This window comes from Oceanobacillus sp. GQ8, from assembly GCF_059758495.1.
Map to the genome: position 1 here is coordinate 800,448 of NZ_JCAXEV010000001.1, position 17,754 is coordinate 818,201.

The 17,754-nt window shown below is 39.1% G+C and carries 16 protein-coding genes; 1 reads left to right on the forward strand and 15 read right to left on the reverse strand.

Going from position 1 to position 17,754, the window contains the following annotated elements; translation table 11 throughout:
• Positions 1-90 precede the first annotated feature (90 nt).
• The 12 genes from spoVE to AC6CHS_RS04275 form a co-directional block, all read right to left on the reverse strand.
• On the reverse strand, positions 91-1,191 hold the full coding sequence (spoVE, locus tag AC6CHS_RS04220; protein WP_498234561.1) for a stage V sporulation protein E: 1,101 nt from the start codon (positions 1,189-1,191) through the stop codon (positions 91-93).
• 94 nt (positions 1,192-1,285) lie between these two features.
• The gene (gene murD, locus AC6CHS_RS04225; RefSeq protein ID WP_498234310.1) at positions 1,286-2,635 is read right to left on the reverse strand and encodes a UDP-N-acetylmuramoyl-L-alanine--D-glutamate ligase; all 1,350 of its coding nucleotides are present in this window, start codon (positions 2,633-2,635) and stop codon (positions 1,286-1,288) included.
• On the reverse strand, positions 2,632-3,618 hold the full coding sequence (gene mraY / locus AC6CHS_RS04230; RefSeq protein ID WP_106896580.1) for a phospho-N-acetylmuramoyl-pentapeptide-transferase: 987 nt from the start codon (positions 3,616-3,618) through the stop codon (positions 2,632-2,634). The genes murD and mraY overlap by 4 nt, the downstream gene beginning before the upstream one ends.
• 40 nt (positions 3,619-3,658) lie before the next feature.
• Positions 3,659-5,011: a UDP-N-acetylmuramoyl-tripeptide--D-alanyl-D-alanine ligase gene (locus tag AC6CHS_RS04235; protein ID WP_498234311.1), complete on the reverse strand. Its 1,353-nt coding sequence runs from the start codon at positions 5,009-5,011 to the stop codon at positions 3,659-3,661.
• Between the two features lie 2 nt (positions 5,012-5,013).
• Complete coding sequence (locus tag AC6CHS_RS04240; RefSeq protein ID WP_498234313.1) at positions 5,014-6,489, reverse strand: UDP-N-acetylmuramoyl-L-alanyl-D-glutamate--2,6-diaminopimelate ligase; 1,476 nt, start codon at positions 6,487-6,489, stop codon at positions 5,014-5,016.
• 189 nt (positions 6,490-6,678) lie between these two features.
• Positions 6,679-8,610 (reverse strand): stage V sporulation protein D, encoded by a 1,932-nt coding sequence (locus AC6CHS_RS04245; RefSeq protein ID WP_498234315.1) that lies wholly within the window; start codon positions 8,608-8,610, stop codon positions 6,679-6,681.
• 82 nt (positions 8,611-8,692) lie between these two features.
• Positions 8,693-10,918, reverse strand: a complete 2,226-nt coding sequence (locus AC6CHS_RS04250) for a penicillin-binding transpeptidase domain-containing protein (protein ID WP_498234316.1) — start codon at positions 10,916-10,918, stop codon at positions 8,693-8,695.
• 15 nt (positions 10,919-10,933) lie between these two features.
• Positions 10,934-11,314, reverse strand: a complete 381-nt coding sequence (ftsL, locus tag AC6CHS_RS04255) for a cell division protein FtsL (protein WP_498234317.1) — start codon at positions 11,312-11,314, stop codon at positions 10,934-10,936.
• Positions 11,314-12,291, reverse strand: a complete 978-nt coding sequence (gene rsmH / locus AC6CHS_RS04260; protein WP_498234319.1) for a 16S rRNA (cytosine(1402)-N(4))-methyltransferase RsmH — start codon at positions 12,289-12,291, stop codon at positions 11,314-11,316. Before rsmH ends, ftsL begins: the two co-directional genes overlap by 1 nt.
• Before the next feature lie 52 nt (positions 12,292-12,343).
• Positions 12,344-12,775: a division/cell wall cluster transcriptional repressor MraZ gene (gene mraZ / locus AC6CHS_RS04265; RefSeq protein ID WP_498234562.1), complete on the reverse strand. Its 432-nt coding sequence runs from the start codon at positions 12,773-12,775 to the stop codon at positions 12,344-12,346.
• A 190-nt stretch (positions 12,776-12,965) separates the two neighbouring features.
• Positions 12,966-14,585, reverse strand: coding sequence for a bacillithiol biosynthesis cysteine-adding enzyme BshC (bshC, locus tag AC6CHS_RS04270; protein WP_498234321.1), 1,620 nt, complete (start codon positions 14,583-14,585; stop codon positions 12,966-12,968).
• Positions 14,586-14,673: 88 nt separating this feature from the next.
• Entirely contained in the window at positions 14,674-15,057 is a 384-nt protein-coding gene (locus tag AC6CHS_RS04275; protein ID WP_498234323.1) for a DUF3397 family protein, read from the reverse strand.
• Between the two features lie 383 nt (positions 15,058-15,440).
• On the opposite strand from AC6CHS_RS04275, the gene AC6CHS_RS04280 reads away from it, so the two are divergent.
• Positions 15,441-15,917, forward strand: a complete 477-nt coding sequence (locus AC6CHS_RS04280) for an N-acetyltransferase (protein WP_498234325.1) — start codon at positions 15,441-15,443, stop codon at positions 15,915-15,917.
• Positions 15,918-16,047: 130 nt separating this feature from the next.
• Here the strand turns inward: AC6CHS_RS04280 and AC6CHS_RS04285 are convergent, their stop codons facing one another.
• The 3 genes from AC6CHS_RS04285 to AC6CHS_RS04295 all read right to left on the reverse strand — a co-directional run bounded on the left by AC6CHS_RS04285 (position 16,048) and on the right by AC6CHS_RS04295 (position 17,571).
• A complete protein-coding gene (locus AC6CHS_RS04285; protein ID WP_498234327.1) occupies positions 16,048-16,530 on the reverse strand; it encodes an RsfA family transcriptional regulator in 483 nt (160 codons plus the stop codon).
• A 298-nt stretch (positions 16,531-16,828) separates the two neighbouring features.
• Entirely contained in the window at positions 16,829-17,002 is a 174-nt protein-coding gene (rpmF, locus tag AC6CHS_RS04290) for a 50S ribosomal protein L32 (protein ID WP_036573267.1), read from the reverse strand.
• A gap of 47 nt (positions 17,003-17,049) precedes the next feature.
• Positions 17,050-17,571 (reverse strand): YceD family protein, encoded by a 522-nt coding sequence (locus AC6CHS_RS04295; RefSeq protein WP_498234329.1) that lies wholly within the window; start codon positions 17,569-17,571, stop codon positions 17,050-17,052.
• Positions 17,572-17,754: the final 183 nt, after the last annotated feature.

A 17,754-nucleotide genomic window follows, 5' to 3' on the forward strand; every position in this document is an offset into this window, starting at 1 on the left:
GGAAATGTAGTATACAATCATAGTTTATCAAGTTTTTAAGATTAATCACCTATTAATTTTTACCAGTTTTAAATCCCCCTGTATACTAACTTAGATTTTTGAATATCTACTAATATTCAATAGTACTCCAACCGAGCATAAGGTTAAAGTTAAGGAAGAACCACCATAACTAAGGAAAGGTAGCGTGATTCCTGTAACAGGAATTAAACCAATTACCACACTAATATTAATCATTGCCTGAATGGCAAGCATAGAAATAATACCAAGTGCTAAGAAACGGGCAAATGCATCTGGTGCATCAAGTGCTATTTTAATACCTCTCCAAAGTAATAGGAGAAACAAACCAATGACAGCACTCCCGCCAATAAAACCTAATTCTTCTCCTAGTATTGCAAAAATAAAATCGGTTTGCGGTTCTGGTAGATAAAAGTACTTTTGTAGACTTTCCCCCAAACCTAACCCCATTAAACCTCCTGGGCCAATTGCATATAAAGACTGTATAATCTGAAAACCATCACCTAAAGGATCTTCCCAAGGATTCAAGAACGCGGTTATTCTACTAATTCGATACGGAGCAGATGCAATCAACGCGACAAACCCTAACACACCAAGCCCGGCTAGTCCAAAAAAGTGCCATAGCCTTGCCCCTGCCACAAACACCATTACCATACAGGTGAGCACTAGCACCATTCCTGTACCAAGATCAGGCTGTAGCATGATAAGCCCAAATGCCGTAAAAATAAGTATGATAGAGGGAAAAAAGCCTTTTTTAAATGAGGTAATGTATTTTTGGTTTGATGCGAGATAGGCTGCCAGAAATATAATTAATCCTAATTTCATAAACTCAGATGGCTGGATGCTAAATGCTCCAACACCTATCCAACTTTGCGCACCTCCTCTTACCATTCCTACCCCTGGAATTAGAACGAGTAACAAAAGAACAAAACATGTGATAAGTAAGATTTTGGCATACTTTTTCCAGGTTCCATAAGGTACGAGTGTGGTGACGATCATCGCAACAATACCAGCACCAGCAAATAATAATTGTCTTTTTAAGTAATACATGGAGTCATCAAACTTATAATCTGCCCACACGTACGAAGAACTATACACCATAACAATTCCAGCTGTTAACAAACCAAGTACTACGGCAATCAGTATATAATCAGGTGCGTTTGAATCCTTTATCATTTTTCTCAACAAAAAAACACCCCTTCTTCTTAAATGAGACGGGGGTGTTATCTACCAATTTAGTGATTATATTTGACTGTTTAAGACAAGCCCCCTATTTTAGTCTATGCACGGCTTGTATAAACATGTCACCTCTTTCTTCAAAGGTTCTATATTGATCCCAGCTTGCACAAGCTGGTGATAATAAAATAACATCTTCTTCTGCTGAAACCTGGTATGCTTTTTCAACTGCATCCTCTACATCCTCAGCAAATATAATATTCGAAATGTCTGCCTGTTCGCCCAAATGTTTCAATTTTTCAGCAGTTTGTCCGAAGACGACCAACCCTTTTACATGTTTTAAATATGGCAAAAGTGCTTGAAAATCATTTCCTCTGTCAAGCCCCCCTGCTAACAGAATAACAGGTTGTTTGAAGGATGAGAGTGCTTTTTGTGTTGCCAACATGTTCGTTGCTTTAGAGTCATTATAAAACAGCCTTTGTTTGATGTTACCTACGAATTGCAGACGATGTTTAACACCTGAAAAAGTGGTGAGTACCTTGTAAATTCCTTCATTTGTAGCACCACGTAACTTTGCAGCTGCAATAGCCGCTAAAATATTCTCCAGGTTATGCTCCCCGACCAGTACAATATCGGACACTGGCATTACTTTCTCTTCACGGAAATACAAATAATCTTGGTCCATCCACGCACCGTTAGGAAGGCGTTGTGTGGCAGAGAAAGGCACCTTTAGAGAAGGAGATTTTTCAATTGCAGTTACGATTTTAGTATCATCGGCATTATAAACAAGATAATCGGATTCCGTTTGATTCCGAAAGATATTAAATTTTGCCTCCATGTAGTTTTCCATCGTTTTATGATAATCAAGGTGTGCCTCAAAAATATTAAGAACCACGGCAACACTCGGTTTAAATCGTTGAATCCCGAGTAATTGAAAAGAAGAGAGCTCTAAGACAAGTGACTCGTCACTTTCGACGGTCTGAGCGATTTCCGTAGCTACCAGCCCGATATTACCTGCTACTTTAACAGCTAAATTACTTTCTGAAAGCATTTCAGTTGTTAATGTTGTGGTAGTGGTTTTCCCATTTGAACCAGTTATCGCAATGATTTCCCCATCTGCTAATTGTCCAGCAAGCTCAATTTCGGTAATGATAGGTATGTCTCCCTTCATCGCTTCTGCCAAGATGATGTTATCATAAGGGATCCCCGGGTTTTTTACAATGATATCTATCCCATCTAGGACATGAAGGGGGTGTGTTCCTAATATCACCTCAGCACCTTTAGACTTAAGCTCTTCAACCGTTTCATCGTCTTCTTTTGCATGCATATCATTAATCCGGACGTTTTTACTATTTTCAAGTAGTACATTGGCAGCTGCCGTTCCACTTCTGGCTAAACCAAGCACCAATACATTAGAATATGGAAAATCGATTAGCTGCTTCAATTTAATCCCACCTCTATATATATACCAAGCGCGGCAAAAACAAGTCCGACAAGCCAGAAAGTCGTAACTACTCGCCACTCAGACCATCCGAGTAATTCATAGTGGTGATGCAGGGGACTCATTTTGAACACTCTTTTACCAGTTGTTTTAAAGGAAATTACTTGAATAATGACTGAGAGTGTTTCAATGACAAAAACCCCGCCAATAATAACAAGGATTATTTCCAGTTTAGTTAAAATAGCGATAGCAGCAATTGCGCCACCTAGAGCTAAGGATCCAGTGTCTCCCATAAACACTTTAGCTGGATGAGCATTAAACACTAGAAAACCGAGTAACGCCCCAACCACTGCTAATGAGAATATTGCAACCTCATTTTGCGGGAACCCGTACCATGCTAAAATACCAAATGCCCCAAACGCAATGGCAGCAGTTCCAGCCAACAGACCATCTAAACCGTCTGTTAAGTTTACAGCGTTCGAAGCGCCCACTAACATGACAATTATAAGAATGGCATAGCCCCATCCTAGTTCAAACTGTAATGAGGTGCCTGGGATTTGAATATATGTATCAAAGCCCTGACTCTGTAAAATAAAATAAAAAACAAGTGCGATAATTATTTGACCAGCCATTTTTTGCTTCGAGGTTAAGCCAAGGTTACGCTTCATTGCTACTTTAATAAAGTCATCCAAAAATCCGAGTAGGCCATAGCCAAGCAGAACAAATATTAACAGCCATAGTTCATAGCCGATCCCTTCAGCACCTGCTTTTAATGCCATAATGATGGATGTGATCACAACACTAAAGACAATCATAAGACCACCCATTGTCGGTGTACCTGTTTTCTTGAGATGAGATTTTGGCCCTTCTTCTCTAATGCTTTGTCCAAACTTTAATCTTCTTAAAAATGGAATAAATATCGGAGATAAAAGGACGGTAATTAAAAATGCTATTGCAATTGTAATTAATAATATTGAGATTTTCACTACTTTTCCTCCTTGTAGATTAACCGTCCATCGGTAGTGGCTAGCTAATTGCCTCTACCATTGTTTCAAACTTTAATCCTCTTGATGCTTTGAATAAAATAAGTGTTTCTTTATTTAAGTATGGTTGAAGTGCTTCGATCAGGGCTGACTTTGTTGTGAAATGCTCTATCTCAATGTCTGTTCCTTTATTTTGAAGCTCAGATGATATCCAATTGGCACTCTCTCCATAGGTATACACTGTGTCAACCGGATGTTCGATTGCATCCGCTACAGATCGATGTAGTTCCTCTGCATAATCACCAAGTTCTAATATGTCACCAAGAACAAGTACCTTCTTTTTAAAACCTTCCATTTGCTTTACTACTTCAATTGCTGCCTTCATGGAAGTTGCAGAAGCATTATAAGCATCATTAATAATTGCCACATCCTGTTTACCTTCCATAAGTTGAAAACGCATAGAAGTCATTTCTAGGTCCAGCAACCCTTTCTGGATGCATTCTTTTGTAACACCCAGTTTTCCACATACAGACATCGCTAAAGTAGCATTTTTTGCATGGTGCTTTCCTGGCAGAGGTATTGTATAAGATTGACCATCCACCTCAAAGTCCGTCTTATTATGATTTATGTGGACCGAGTTAATAACATGTTCATTACCAGGCTCAAAACCACATGTCACAACATTTACATGCTGATGTTTGAAAGAAAGTAATGGCTCGTCACCATCCAACAATAGTATGCCATCTGTTTTCAATCCATTTACTATTTCTAATTTTGCCTTCGCTATTCCTTCTCTAGAGCCAAGATACTCTATATGAGATTCACCAATATTGGTGATTAGGGCATAATCTGGGCGGGCAATACGAGTTAAGGTATCAATTTCTCCAGCCTGGCTCATCCCCATTTCTAACACAAGAACTTCTGTCTCTCGTTTCATAGAAAGAATAGTGAGTGGCAACCCTATGTGATTATTGAAATTTCCTTGGGTATGATGAGTCTTAAAAGTAGTCCTCATGATAGACGCCACCATATCCTTGGTTGTCGTTTTTCCATTTGAACCTGTAATCCCAATAACTTTAGGATTTACTTGGTCTCTGTACTTTGAAGCGATTTGTTGCAAGGTCATTAGTGTATCCTCTACCATATAGACGGAAATGGAAGGATTAAGCTTCTCTGGTAATGGCTTACGCTTATCCCAGATCGTTGCGACTGCTCCGTTCTCCACTGCTTGTTCCAAGTAAGTATGTGCATCAAAATTTTCGCCGATAAGTGGGATAAACAATGCATTATTCGCTTTCTTTCGGCTATCTGTCATCACTTCATGTATCTCATAATGATTATTTCTTCTTGTCATTGGAGTGAGAAATTCCTCAAGCCAATCCGTTGTAAACAACATGGTTAATTCCCCTTTGTCTTAATGGCATGTCTTGCCACTTCGCGGTCATCAAAGTCATATTTCACAAGGCCAATTTGTTGATACGTCTCGTGACCTTTTCCTGCAATTAGAATGATATCGTCTTTTTGCGCAAGTTTTATTGCATGCTCAATCGCTTCTTTTCTATCAGATATTACATCATAATCTTCTTTGTTCCTCGACAAGTCTGCTGTCATATCCTTTAGAATTTGCGCAGGGTCTTCCGTACGTGGATTGTCTGAGGTAAAAATGGCCCGATCCGCATAATGAAGGGCTATTCCTGCCATTAGAGGACGTTTTGTTCTATCACGATCTCCACCGCATCCTACCACTACATAAACTTTTCCCTCAGCAAATTCCTTGATTGTTTGCATTACGTTCTCTAAAGAATCAGGTGTATGTGCATAGTCAACAATTACTGCATAGTCTTGCTTTTCATCCACAGGCTCAAATCTGCCGTTTACCCCTGTTATGCTTTCAAGCGCGTCTTTAATAACAGCCAGTGAAACATTTTTTGCAATAGCTGCTGTGCTAGCAGCAAGCATATTATAAACATTGAACATTCCAATTAGCTTGGAATTAATTTCAATGTCACCAACCGGTGTTCTTAAAGTAAACGAAGTACCGCCTGCATCTAAGCGAATGTCTTCTGCTGTTACATCTGCCTCTTTTTTACAAGAATAGGTTAAAATATTTTGGGCAGTGCTGCGCTTTAAGACGCTACTGGCTGGATCATCTTCATTTAATACTGCAAATTTTGGCTGGTGTTTTGCATAAGTATTCCCTAACTGAGCAAACAAAAGACTTTTGGCACGTAAATAATCATCTATATCTTTATGATAATCCAAATGATCTTGTGAAAGGTTAGTAAAAATGGCAACATCAAATTCACAACCATGTACACGTCCCATATCCAAAGCATGGGAGGAAACTTCCATGATTGCCTGATCCACTTCGTTCTGGAGCATCTTACTAAAAAATCTCTGTAAACTTAACGAATCTGGGGTTGTATTATTAACAGGATATGTTTCGTCACCAATTTTCATTTGAATCGTGCCAATAACTCCAGTTTTCTTCTTATTCTTATTAAAAATGGTTTCAAGCAAGTACGTAACTGTCGTTTTCCCGTTCGTGCCGGTTACACCAATCAGTGGTAGCTTCCTCGTTGGATTTTGATAAAAACGAACAGCAACCATAGACATTACCCTGGCAGTGTCTCTAACCATTATGACTGGCACATTTGTCTTGACTGGTTTTTCAGCAATTATAGCAATGGCTCCATTTGAAATCGCCTGGTCTACAAAGTCATGACCATCCTGTGTATAGCCTGATATACACACAAACAAACTATTTGGACTGTTAATCCTTGAATCCATTTCTATGGAATCAATCTGCAGGCCTTCCAAAGAAGCACTTGCATGGTAAAAAGGTATTTCCTCTAATAATTCCTCTAATCTCATAACTAACATCCTATCATTCATAATGTCCTACATATGTATTCTCAGTAACATTCAAATTTAAGAGGGTGTCCCCACCCTCTTATTTAATTGCAATTAATTTAACGAAATAAAGGGGGCACCTAGCTTTACCCCATAAAGCATTATGCTAGATTTTTTCATGCGTAACCATTATAGCAAATTTTTTTTTGTTTAACGATCTTTTTCGGATAAATAGATCCTCATTTTAGACCCTTGCTCTACCTTTGTACCAGGACTCGGTGCCTGATCAATAATATACTCACCTTCTCCACTTGTTTCAATGGATAAGTTTGTCATATATTCTGCTAATTCTTCTTTTGTTAAACCAATTAAATCTGGCACTTCTACTTTCGGTTCTTCAGGCCATAGATATTCTTTGTCCATTCCACCTGTACGTGGCTCAACTTCCATTGCCTGAAGACTATCTCCAATAATTTGCCCTACAATTGGCGCCGCTACCACACCACCAAACTGCACGGTGTTTTTAGGATTATCAACTGCCACATACACAACCATTTCTGGATCATCTGCTGGGGCAAATCCTATAAAAGAAACCACGTAGTTGTTTTCCATATATCTTCCGTCAGGTCCTACTTTTTGTGCAGTACCGGTTTTCCCACCAACACGATATCCATCTACATATGCAGGACGGCCTGTACCTTGCGCAACAACACTTTCAAGCGCGTTACGAACCTCCTCGGATGTTTCCTCCGAAATGACTTTTCTTTTAACATTCGGTTCATGTGTTTCTACAATTTTATTTGTTTTTGGGTCAATCCATGATTCAGCAAGATAAGGTTCATATAAATATCCCCCATTCACAGAGGCAGCTACTGCCATAACCTGCTGAATTGGGGTCACAGATACACCTTGCCCAAATGCAGTAGTGGCAAGCTCCACAGGTCCAACTCGATCTTCTGCAAACAAAATCCCATTCCCCTCACCCTGCAAATCAATCCCAGTCTTTTCTCCAAAACCGAATTTATCGATATATGAAAAAAGCTTTTCTTTTCCGAGCTTCTGACCTAATGTCACAAACCCAGGGTTACAAGAGTTTTGCACCACTTCAAGATACGTTTGATTACCATGGCCGCCACTTTTCCAGCAATGAAGTTCACTTCCATCAACACTAATCGAACCATCATCGTTGAATTCATCCTCTTCTAGGTCTACTACTGCCTCTTCTAAAGCAGCTGCCAATGTTATGATTTTAAAAGTCGATCCGGGCTCATAGGTACTCCAAATGGGTAGGTTCCGATCAAAGATGTTTGAGTCTACCTCCTGGTAATTTTCCGGATGGAAATTGGGACGGGAACTCATTCCAAGAATACCACCGGTTTTGGGGTTTACCGCTATAGCAAGCGCCCCATCTGGACTATATTTTGAAACAGCGAGATCTAGTTCCCGTTCTATAATTGTCTGTACTTTTGAGTTAATTGTGGTTTTTAGGTTAAGTCCGTCTTCTGGCGGTGTATATACATCTGCTAAACTATCCAGCCGCCTCCCCTTAGCATCTGAATAAAACGACAGACTTCCTTCCTCTCCTTTAAGCTTATCATCATAGTAGAGTTCCAAGCCCATTAGGCCTTGGTTGTCAATACCAGCAAAGCCTAGAACATGGGAAAGGTCTTCTCCATTTGGATAATGTCTTTTAGAATCCTTTGCTAAATATATCCCATCCATATTTAAAGTTCGTATAGCAAGCTCCTGTTTCTCACTAATTTTAATTCCCTCTGGACGAAGATTTACACTCGATGCATTTTTTGTTATATCTGCAAGCACTTTATCTTTTGAAACATCTAAAACGCCCGCCAACTTCTCTGCCGTCTCTTCTGGATCACTAATCTGTCTAGGTACTGCTACGATAGAGGGAGCTGTAACATTATCCGCTAATACCTCTCCGTCCGTATCTAGGATTTGGCCCCTCTCAGGTTCGAACACAATGTCTCTCGTCCATAGATCATTGGCTTGTCCAACTAGTTTGTCACCTATAATAAATTGAACATAACCTAGTCTAATATCAATAATACTAAAAATAAGTAAACCAAAAAGAAAAACAGTAACGATTCGTTTTTTTACAGTCACAGTGGATACGCGTTTCATTTTCCATCCCCTTTTCATAGGTAGGCTTGTATCCACTATATGATTGTAAAATTAGAATAGAACACTGTTTCATGTGATTTGCTTATTCCTCTTCTTGCTCCGTTTCTCCTGCATCTTCCTTTTCTTTCTGCTCATTTGGCGGAAGCAGTTCGACACTTAAGGAATCTTCTTTTTTAAGCGCAGTGCCTGCCTTAATAGATTGTGTAACGACAAATCCACTGCCCGACGTTTCTGTTTTCAATTCTAGTAGGTCAGTAAGCTGTAGCACCTCACGTAAAGACCAGCCTATGACTTTTGGCATTTCTGGATTTTCCGTAACTAGAATTACATGGTCATGTGCCAGAATACTTTCCCCTTCTTTCACACTAGCAGCAACTACTTTGCCTTTCCCTACTGCAGTAGTACGTATACCATTTTTCTCGAGGGTCTTTTGTACGTCGCTTACGTTTTCACCTACTAATTTAGGAACCTTCATTTGCTGCGTTTCTTCAGTTTTTTCGTTATCTGGGCTTATATTCAAATAATGTAAGCCATTTTCCATAACATTTTTAAAAATGAAAGAAACTGGGTCTGAACCTGACTCGGTTGGTTCTAATTCAGGTTGCTTAACTGTGACATACATCATTAATTGTGGGTCATCAATCGGCGCCATTCCCAGGAAAGAAAACACATGGTTTTCATTACCGCTCATATAAGCTCCGCCACCTGGTTGATCGTTCGGTATTTGCGCTGTTCCCGTTTTACCACCAACAGTATAATCGTCGAGCTTGTACATTTTTCCTGTCCCATGCTCACCATTCACAACGGTTTCAAGTAATTGTAAAACATGATCTGCTGTTTCCTCAGATATCGGGTTGCCCACTACATTTTTTGATTTTTCTTCAACTGTCTCTCCAGTATCTGGGTCCACAATTTTTTTAATCACATATGGTTGAAGCATTTCCCCATTATTAGCAATTGCCGTAGCTGCTTTCATTTGCTGGATTGGTGTCATTGTACTTCCTTGACCGAAAGAAGAAGTGATTTTCTCTAATGGCCAATTGTAAAGGATCTCTCCCTTTACTTCACCAGGTAAATCTATCCCCGTCTCTTTATCAAACTGAAAGGCTTTTAGATATTCTAGGAATTTATCTGGTCCAACCTTCTCCCAAGCTAATTTGGCTGCAGCTACGTTAGAAGACCGCTGGAATCCCTCATCAAATGAAATCGTTCCCCAGCCTGCTCCACCGTTGTGGTCATTAATCGCTTTTATTTGTTTATTTGGTTGGTAGCTACCAGATTCATAACCTTCCTCTCCATTATAAACGCCTTCTTCTATTGCAGCTGCCCATGTAAACATTTTAACGGTAGAACCTGGTTCAAATGGTGTGGAGACCACATCGTTATACCAGTTTTCTACATTGCTTGGATCATTAGGATTATAACTTGGGCGGTTGCTCATTGCCACGATTTCACCGGTTTTTGGATTCATGACGACAGCACTCATTCTCTCCGGACTGTACTTCGAATCCACCTGTGTCATCGCATCCTCAAGTAGCGTTTGAATTTTTTGGTCAATAGTTAGATAGATGTCATCCCCGTCTTGTGGCTTTGTTACCACTTCACTTGGGTCTAGTAGCTTTTTATTGTATTTATCCCGCTGGTAAGAGATTTGACCATCAGTACCTTTAAGTATATCATCCATCACTTTTTCCATACCGGCAATCCCCTTGATTTCGTGCACAATATTGCCTTCTTCACCTTCTACTTCCGTATCTCTGGCAAATCCAATCACCTGTGATGCGAACATGCCATTTGGATAATAACGTAGCGCCTCTTCTTCAAATTTAATTCCTGGAAGGTTTTTGGCGGCAATTTCATCCTTTTTTTGTTGTGATAACTCTTTCCCGGCATTCCCGAACTCGACCTGAAAACGGTCCTTTTCTATCCCGCTCTTTAAGGTTTCCAGCAGTTCTTCTTCCTCAACATCCAATAATGGTGCTAGCTCCTCTGCTGTTTTCTCCGGATCTACCACATGCTTGGGCTCTTCCGATTCCCCAGTATAAGCTTCATCAAGAATTGCGTACATGCGAAAGGTCGGTCTGTCATATGCCAACATCATGCCATTATTGTCGAAAATCCTCCCTCGTTCTGCTGCCATTGTATAAGAAGAGGTCCGTTTCTGTTCAGCCCATTCTTCTAATGAAACATCATTTATTTCACCTGTAGCCTGGATATAGAGAAATCTACCCGTCAAAAGCAAGAAAGCACCAACAAAAATAATGATGAGAATACCAGCCATGAAATGTGTTGTACGGTTTTTTCTCATAACTTTCTCTCCTGATTACTCAGTTTCATTATAGGCAGTTGTTTGTTTCACTTGTGTATTTTGTATTTTTAGCCCATTTTCTTCTGCAATTTTGGTGATACGTTCCGGTCTGCTTAATTCCTTCATTTCAAAAAGCAACCCTTCATTGGTCGTTTGCTGTGTTTGTACTGTTTTTTCTAGCTTTTGCATATCACGGTTTAATGCATCAGTACTGGATGAGAAAGAAACGACAAATATGCCAGCTGCAATTAGCATTGCTCCTACTGCCGAATAGATTACTTTTTCTCCCTTTGTAATCCAACCTTGCCGTTGAACTTTTACCGCAACTTTTTCTTGTTTCTCCGGTCTATGCTGGGTCCTTGGCTGCTGCCATTGACGTGCATGATTTGCGCTCATTATTTTTTCCACCCTTCCTCATAGTTAAATGATTCATCCCAAGCTTTTACTTTTTCGATAATTCTTAGTTTTGCAGAGCGTGACCTTCGATTTGCTTCAAGCTCTTGGTCACCTGCAATCACAGGTTTTCTTGTTATAACCTTAAATGGTGCCTCATGAGATTCTGGAACAATTGGCAGATTCCGCGGTGTAGGTTTTGCGGTGCTCCATTTCTTAAATGCTTGCTTACATAGTCTGTCTTCAAGTGAATGGAAGGTAATAACCACAATTCTTCCGTGTAAGCTTGTCATTCTTGCTGCCTGGTGTAGCGCATCATTAAAGACTTGCAATTCATCGTTTACTGCTATCCGAAGCGCTTGAAATACACGTTTAGCAGGATGCCCACCTTTACGGCGGGTTGCCGCTGGAATTCCTTCTTTAATGATCTCTACTAGCTCATGCGTTGTTTCAATTGGTTTCTCTTCACGTTGTCGTTCGATCTTACGGGCAATCTGCTTAGAAAATTTCTCCTCACCATATTTAAAAAAGATGGAGACAAGGTCTTGATAAGGCCAGTTATTAATAATTTCATAAGCATTTAACTCGTTACTCTGATCCATTCTCATGTCCAATACCGCGTCATGTTGGTAACTGAACCCTCTTTCACCTCGGTCTAACTGTGGTGAAGACACACCTAAATCAAATAAGATGCCATCCACTTCGTTTATTCCGTGATCAATTAATGCTTGTTCTAGACCACTAAAATTAGAATGGATGAACAAAATGCGATCTTCAAAAGCTGAAAGTCTTTCTTTAGCTGCCTGCAATGCATCCTCGTCCTGATCAAAGGCAATTAATCGTCCACCCTCTTGAAGCTGTGATGCAATACTTTCCGAATGGCCACCACCACCGACTGTACAATCAACATATGTACCAGTAGCTTTTATTGCCAAACCTTCTATTGTTTCTTGCTTTAATACACTATAATGCTCAAACATACGATCCACCTACTTTTGTCAATTCCTTTTGCCTTAGCAACTAATGATAAAATTAAATATCAAAATCCATTAGATTTTCGGCTATTTCTGCAAAGGATTCTTCAGAGTCATTAAAATAGTCTTCCCAATTTTCACTTGCCCAGAACTCTATACGGTTTGAGACACCAATTACCACACATTCCTTTTCTAATGCTGCATAACCTCTAAGCGGCTGTGGAAGATTTATTCTTCCCTGCTTGTCCACTTCACATTCAACAGCTCCTGAAAAGAAGAACCTAGTAAAAGCTCTGGCATCCTTTTTAGTAAGTGGGAGTTTTTTTAACTTATCTTCTAATAATTTCCATTCATTCATGGGGTAGGCAAACAGACACTTGTCTAGTCCACGCGTTACAATAAATGTCTCACCAAGTTCGTCACGGAACTTGGAAGGAACGATGATTCTTCCTTTTGCATCAATGTTATGCTGGAATTCGCCCATGAACATATAGTTCGCCCCACTTTCATAAATACATATTACCACATTCCCCCACTATTCACCACTAGTTTCCCACTAATTATTAACTTTCTATAAAAATCACAATTACTTAGCTATTTTAACAACATAAAAAAACTGTCACAGCAGGGCTGGACAGCTCTTAACACGTATTAATATTATTAGTGGGTAATGGTGGGGCTTATAACCACACTACAAAATGGGACTCTTTCATCGAAAGATCTTGATTTAGAATGCTTTGTACAAACTCAATTCCGTGATGGTTTATCCAAAAAATAGGATTCCAAATTCTTTCTTGTAATCCTCCCTCAGGCCTTAAAGACAATGAGATCAAATCAAATTCTTCAATCTCCCTAGCATACTTTTCCTCTATGGCCTTCTGAATTCTGCTCTCTAAAAACTGAATGGTATCCTGTAAATAATGGAGATTTTTCTCAGCTAAATCTCCAAGATCAGCACGGACCCCTTTCGCCGCTTCACGCAATGGCTTGTGTATATCTTTCATCTTTTGCTTTATTTCTACACTTAGCTCATGAATTGGCGGGTCCTGCTTTTTATTCAGCCAGTCTTGTTTACTATCTTCTACGCCATAATTCACGGCATGTTCAACATGAATACTATATTTAGACAAAGCCTTCTCTACATTCCGGTCTATAAATGTAAAAGATAATCTTGGCAGCACAGGAGGCATTTTCATTTCCATTGCTGCAAATGCAGGCTTCAATACCGACCAGTACCCTACCTCGCCGGGACCACCAATAAATGCTAGTGTTGGAAATAACAACTCTTGCATAATCGGACGAGTCACTACATTATTACTCAAATTATATGGCTGCTTAACCGCAATCTCTTGTAGTTCTTCTGTGGTAAAACGAACTTCGTTTTGTTTACCAACCCACATATTTTCCTCGTCTTTTACAAGTAAAATTCTTTCCCCATTCTCATGATAGAAAAGATGAGCATCCTCCTTTTCTAACTCCAAGGAGATAGAATAACCTAATTGATTTAAGTCTTCACTTGCACCGTAAACTCCCGTACTTATTTCGGGTTGCGCCTGGATAAGAGAGATGAAATGTTTGTATTCTAGTTTTCTAAGCTCTTTGTCAGCTGAATTAATAAGAACAAGCCCTTCATTAGGAAACAAGCTGTAAACGAGGCGCGCAAAAAAGTCTGTGTACGAATTCGCCACATCAAGACAGGATAAAATGGTCTTGAATAGATCCTTTGTATTCTTTGTCTCTTCCAGCTGTTCAAATAATTGATAAATCCAGTTCTCTGTACCTTCTTTATCCAACTCAATGTCTGAAACTGATTGCTTGCCTAACGCCTGTTGAAATAACTTAAACTTTTTCATTTTGGGAATTTCTGGAACAAAAATATGGTTGATTTCAGCAAAATCATGATCTTCTCCAGCTATCCAAAAAACAGGGATAACAGGAATCTCTAGCTCCTCTTCTTGCTGCCTTGCAAGCTGAATAATAGAGACAATCTTATTGATCGTATACATCGGACCAGTTAAAATCCCGGCTTGCTGCCCGCCAATAACCACGACACTTTCTCTCTGCTTTAGCCTTGCTATATTATCTAACGAGGATTGTGGTACGCCCCATTTGCTGTTCATCACTTTTAATAAATCAGTAAGCTTCTCCCGATCAAACGAACGGTTTTCGAGTTCTGATAATCGTTTTTTGAAGTCGTTATATGGGTGGTAATCAAAAAATCTCATAATATTCGGGTCGTTATTACGGTAATCCTTTAGTAATTTACTTTCATTATGTATCTGTAGTGTCTCGACCTGCATAGACCCCGTGCTCCTTTTATTTCGTAATGTCCAATATGTATTGTACATAAATCCACATGAAAATTCATGTATTCTGTTTGGCGCTTTCTTAATAGAAAAAGATCCGGTCAATTAGTCCATACAAGATCAGTAAAAGGTAAAGAAAGGAAAACAGTAAAAAACAAATACGCCAGAGGAGCTTGAATGCCTTCCCAAGTAGTACCTCTGTGTTATATTTCCACTGCAAATAAAGAATGATCATCAACATTAAAAGTAGTACTATGACTAAAATTCCGGTTGCATTGACGTTAAATAAGTGTGATAACAACACCAACATAGCAATTACATAAAGCGGCGTACTAACGTTTACTGCCGTGAAAAAAGCACGCTTCTTCTGTTTGTGTAGCTTAACCGCACCGAAATAAACCAACCAAGTTGCCAAAAAGGGAGCAACAATAAACATACTACTGATATAAGTTATAAAATGCACCATTATTCCATTAGTCCCTTCTGCTCTTATCTCTGTAATTCTAACCTATATTGTAACAAAGTGCATATCAAAATGATCCACTAGCAACAAGTTAGGAGGTTGTATTTTCTTCCACTAACAAGCCAGCAACAGTAAGGTAACTGGGAACTCAATTGCCATTTTTACAAAGAAACTGAAAAGGACCATTATTTAATCCTTTCAATTCCATCAGAATTTTTCTATAATATAATTATACTGTAACCTTAAACCATGTCAGGCTTTACTTAAAACTTCTTTTAACAGGAGCTTAAAAAGAATCTCGAATATAGTAAACGATTACATTACGGATTGACATGGAATGGTCAGAATATCAAGAGATAATACGACTTATAAAGGGGATGCTTTTTATGGAACAAAAGGTAGAGAATCTATTAATCAATTATAAAACACTCGAAAAGTTTAAATATTTTAAGGAATATGGGAATCAGGAGCTCTCCATGCTTGAGGACTTAGAAAACAAGATGGTTGAAAATTATAACGATTCTCCGTTCTACGGGATCTATATTGGTGACAATCTTGTTGCGAGAATGAGCCTTTATAAAGTGCAGAAGAAATATGACGCATACTTCGAACCCCAACAGGACTATTTGACCCTTTGGAAGCTTGAAGTTTTGCCAGATTATCAGGGTAAAGGTTACGGAAATGCTTTGGTAGAGTTCGCAAAGAGCTACAACCTGCCTATTAAAACAAACCCGCGAATCAACTCCCATACATTTTGGGAAAAAATGGGGTTCCAAAAAGCACACTATGATATGGAACGTGACCTAGGTGAGAATCCACTTATCTGGATGCCAGTAGGTGTGAAAGAAAAGGAAACAACATAAGAAGTTACACTCTATAAAATTTAAAAAGACATGAATGAGGATTCCATTCATGTCTTTTTTATGGGTATTATTATAATTGCTTTGTCTGAAGTAAACCATCATGAAAGGCGCTCTACTTATAAAAAACATTTTATTTAGAAACGCCTGTCTTCACCCAATCCCAAAGCTTCCCCATTTCCTTCCAAGCATTATCATACCTTAGCAATTGTTGGCGAAGCTGTTCATTTTCTTGCTGAAGACGCTCAATACGTTTTTCCTGCTCAAGCTTGTTACCAGGTAAATCATCCAAAAACCCGGTTCTCATCTTTTCGAGTAAGGAAATCGCTGTTTCAATTGTATCCCGCTCCGGATTACTCCCCTCAACTCGTTCCCAGGATTGCTTCTTGTCGCCTTGTTTTCTTTCCTCCTTAGCATATTGAATAGCGTCCTGGTAATGCTTCCGGATAGTTGCATTCCATCTGAATCCACATGCAGCCGAGGTCCTAGAGAGCTGTTTTGCAACTTCTTTGAAAGCCTCCAGTTGCGTCTTCCCTTCCCTTATATGTCGAAGAACTGTTTCAGCTAAAATAATATCTTCGTCCTGCGTCCATGCATCCTGCCGTGTCGCATTCATACCATCCCTCCTTATACGTTTGCTATCAATGTATGCAAAAAATAGGAGTGATAGAATATGATATTGCCTTTTAGCTACTTTTTTTAAAGGCTGTAAGCAAGCAACCACTTTATCATTCCATTAGTAGACAGCTGAATCACTAGCTCATTTCAATTCATAAAGAATTCTTATTGGCATTCCCTTATACACTCTAGCTTGCTCTCTAGTATCAGAACCTTTTAGATAAGTGTAAAGCGATTTTCTGACAATATAAAAAAGCAGGACACTATATGTGTCCTGCTTTTGCGCATACTATTTATTAGCTGCTTACTACTTCTTTACCATCATATTGCCCGCATGCTTTACAAACGTGGTGAGGCTTAGTTAACTCTCCACAATTTGAACATTCTACCATGCCAGGTACGTGTAATTTCTTATGAGTACGACGTTGGTTTTTAACTTTTTTTGACGTTCTTCTTTTAGGTACTGCCATGACTTACACCTCCTTCATAAAAAGAAAACAACACAGAACAGTAATCCTTACTTGTCTTCCTTTTTATCTTCAAATAATGACTCTAGTTTTTTAAAACGTGGGTCGATCGTCTCTTCTACCGGTTTCTCAGAAACAAATTCCCATCCCGCACCCTTAGAAGGAGCAGCATCCTGGCCACCTGTATCTTCAGCAAAAACCCGAAAAGGAACCTCTAAGAGAATATTCTCCTTTATATAGGGAGTTAAGTCAAGTACCTCCCCGTCAATTGGATGAATTTCTTCCTCTTCATCATAGTAAGAAGATGTGGTGAATACCTCATCCACTTTGATCTCAAAGGGATAACCGACATCCACTAATGTACGTGCACATGGCAAAATCATCTTTCCGCTTATTTTAAATGAAACAATAATTTGTTCACCCTGCAAGAAGCACTGTCCCTGAACACGAACCGGGTTTATTTCCCTAATATCATTGTTCATTGCTTCAAGTTCTGAAACGTTCACCATTTCATCAAAAGCGAAAGGTTCACTATAAGCACTTTTTCTAATTTGCGCCAATGTTAATTTCATTGTAATCACCTCTAGGCAACAAGAGTTATTTTAAAAGAAAAATAGACTTTTGTCAACATATTTTCTTTACACATTTACTTGATAATATATCTTTAGTTGATTAAAAACGAAGTTACAATTTCGTATAAGGGAATACAGCAGACTATATTCCCATTATTCCCTTTCCTAATTGGGATAATCGTG

Coding starts and splice junctions, on each gene's coding strand:
- bshC (WP_498234321.1), bottom strand. CDS start 14,585: ATGCAGGTCGAGACACTACAGATACATAATGAAAGTAAATTACTAAAG.
- AC6CHS_RS04250 (WP_498234316.1), bottom strand. CDS start 10,918: ATGAGAAAAAACCGTACAACACATTTCATGGCTGGTATTCTCATCATT.
- AC6CHS_RS04235 (WP_498234311.1), bottom strand. CDS start 5,011: ATGTTGTTTACAACGGATTGGCTTGAGGAATTTCTCACTCCAATGACA.
- ftsL (WP_498234317.1), bottom strand. CDS start 11,314: ATGAGCGCAAATCATGCACGTCAATGGCAGCAGCCAAGGACCCAGCAT.
- AC6CHS_RS04295 (WP_498234329.1), bottom strand. CDS start 17,571: ATGAAATTAACATTGGCGCAAATTAGAAAAAGTGCTTATAGTGAACCT.
- spoVE (WP_498234561.1), bottom strand. CDS start 1,191: ATGATAAAGGATTCAAACGCACCTGATTATATACTGATTGCCGTAGTA.
- AC6CHS_RS04280 (WP_498234325.1), top strand. CDS start 15,441: ATGGAACAAAAGGTAGAGAATCTATTAATCAATTATAAAACACTCGAA.
- mraZ (WP_498234562.1), bottom strand. CDS start 12,775: ATGTTCATGGGCGAATTCCAGCATAACATTGATGCAAAAGGAAGAATC.
- AC6CHS_RS04275 (WP_498234323.1), bottom strand. CDS start 15,057: ATGGTGCATTTTATAACTTATATCAGTAGTATGTTTATTGTTGCTCCC.
- AC6CHS_RS04285 (WP_498234327.1), bottom strand. CDS start 16,530: ATGAATGCGACACGGCAGGATGCATGGACGCAGGACGAAGATATTATT.
- AC6CHS_RS04245 (WP_498234315.1), bottom strand. CDS start 8,610: ATGAAACGCGTATCCACTGTGACTGTAAAAAAACGAATCGTTACTGTT.
- rpmF (WP_036573267.1), bottom strand. CDS start 17,002: ATGGCAGTACCTAAAAGAAGAACGTCAAAAAAAGTTAAAAACCAACGT.
- rsmH (WP_498234319.1), bottom strand. CDS start 12,291: ATGTTTGAGCATTATAGTGTATTAAAGCAAGAAACAATAGAAGGTTTG.
- AC6CHS_RS04240 (WP_498234313.1), bottom strand. CDS start 6,489: ATGAGATTAGAGGAATTATTAGAGGAAATACCTTTTTACCATGCAAGT.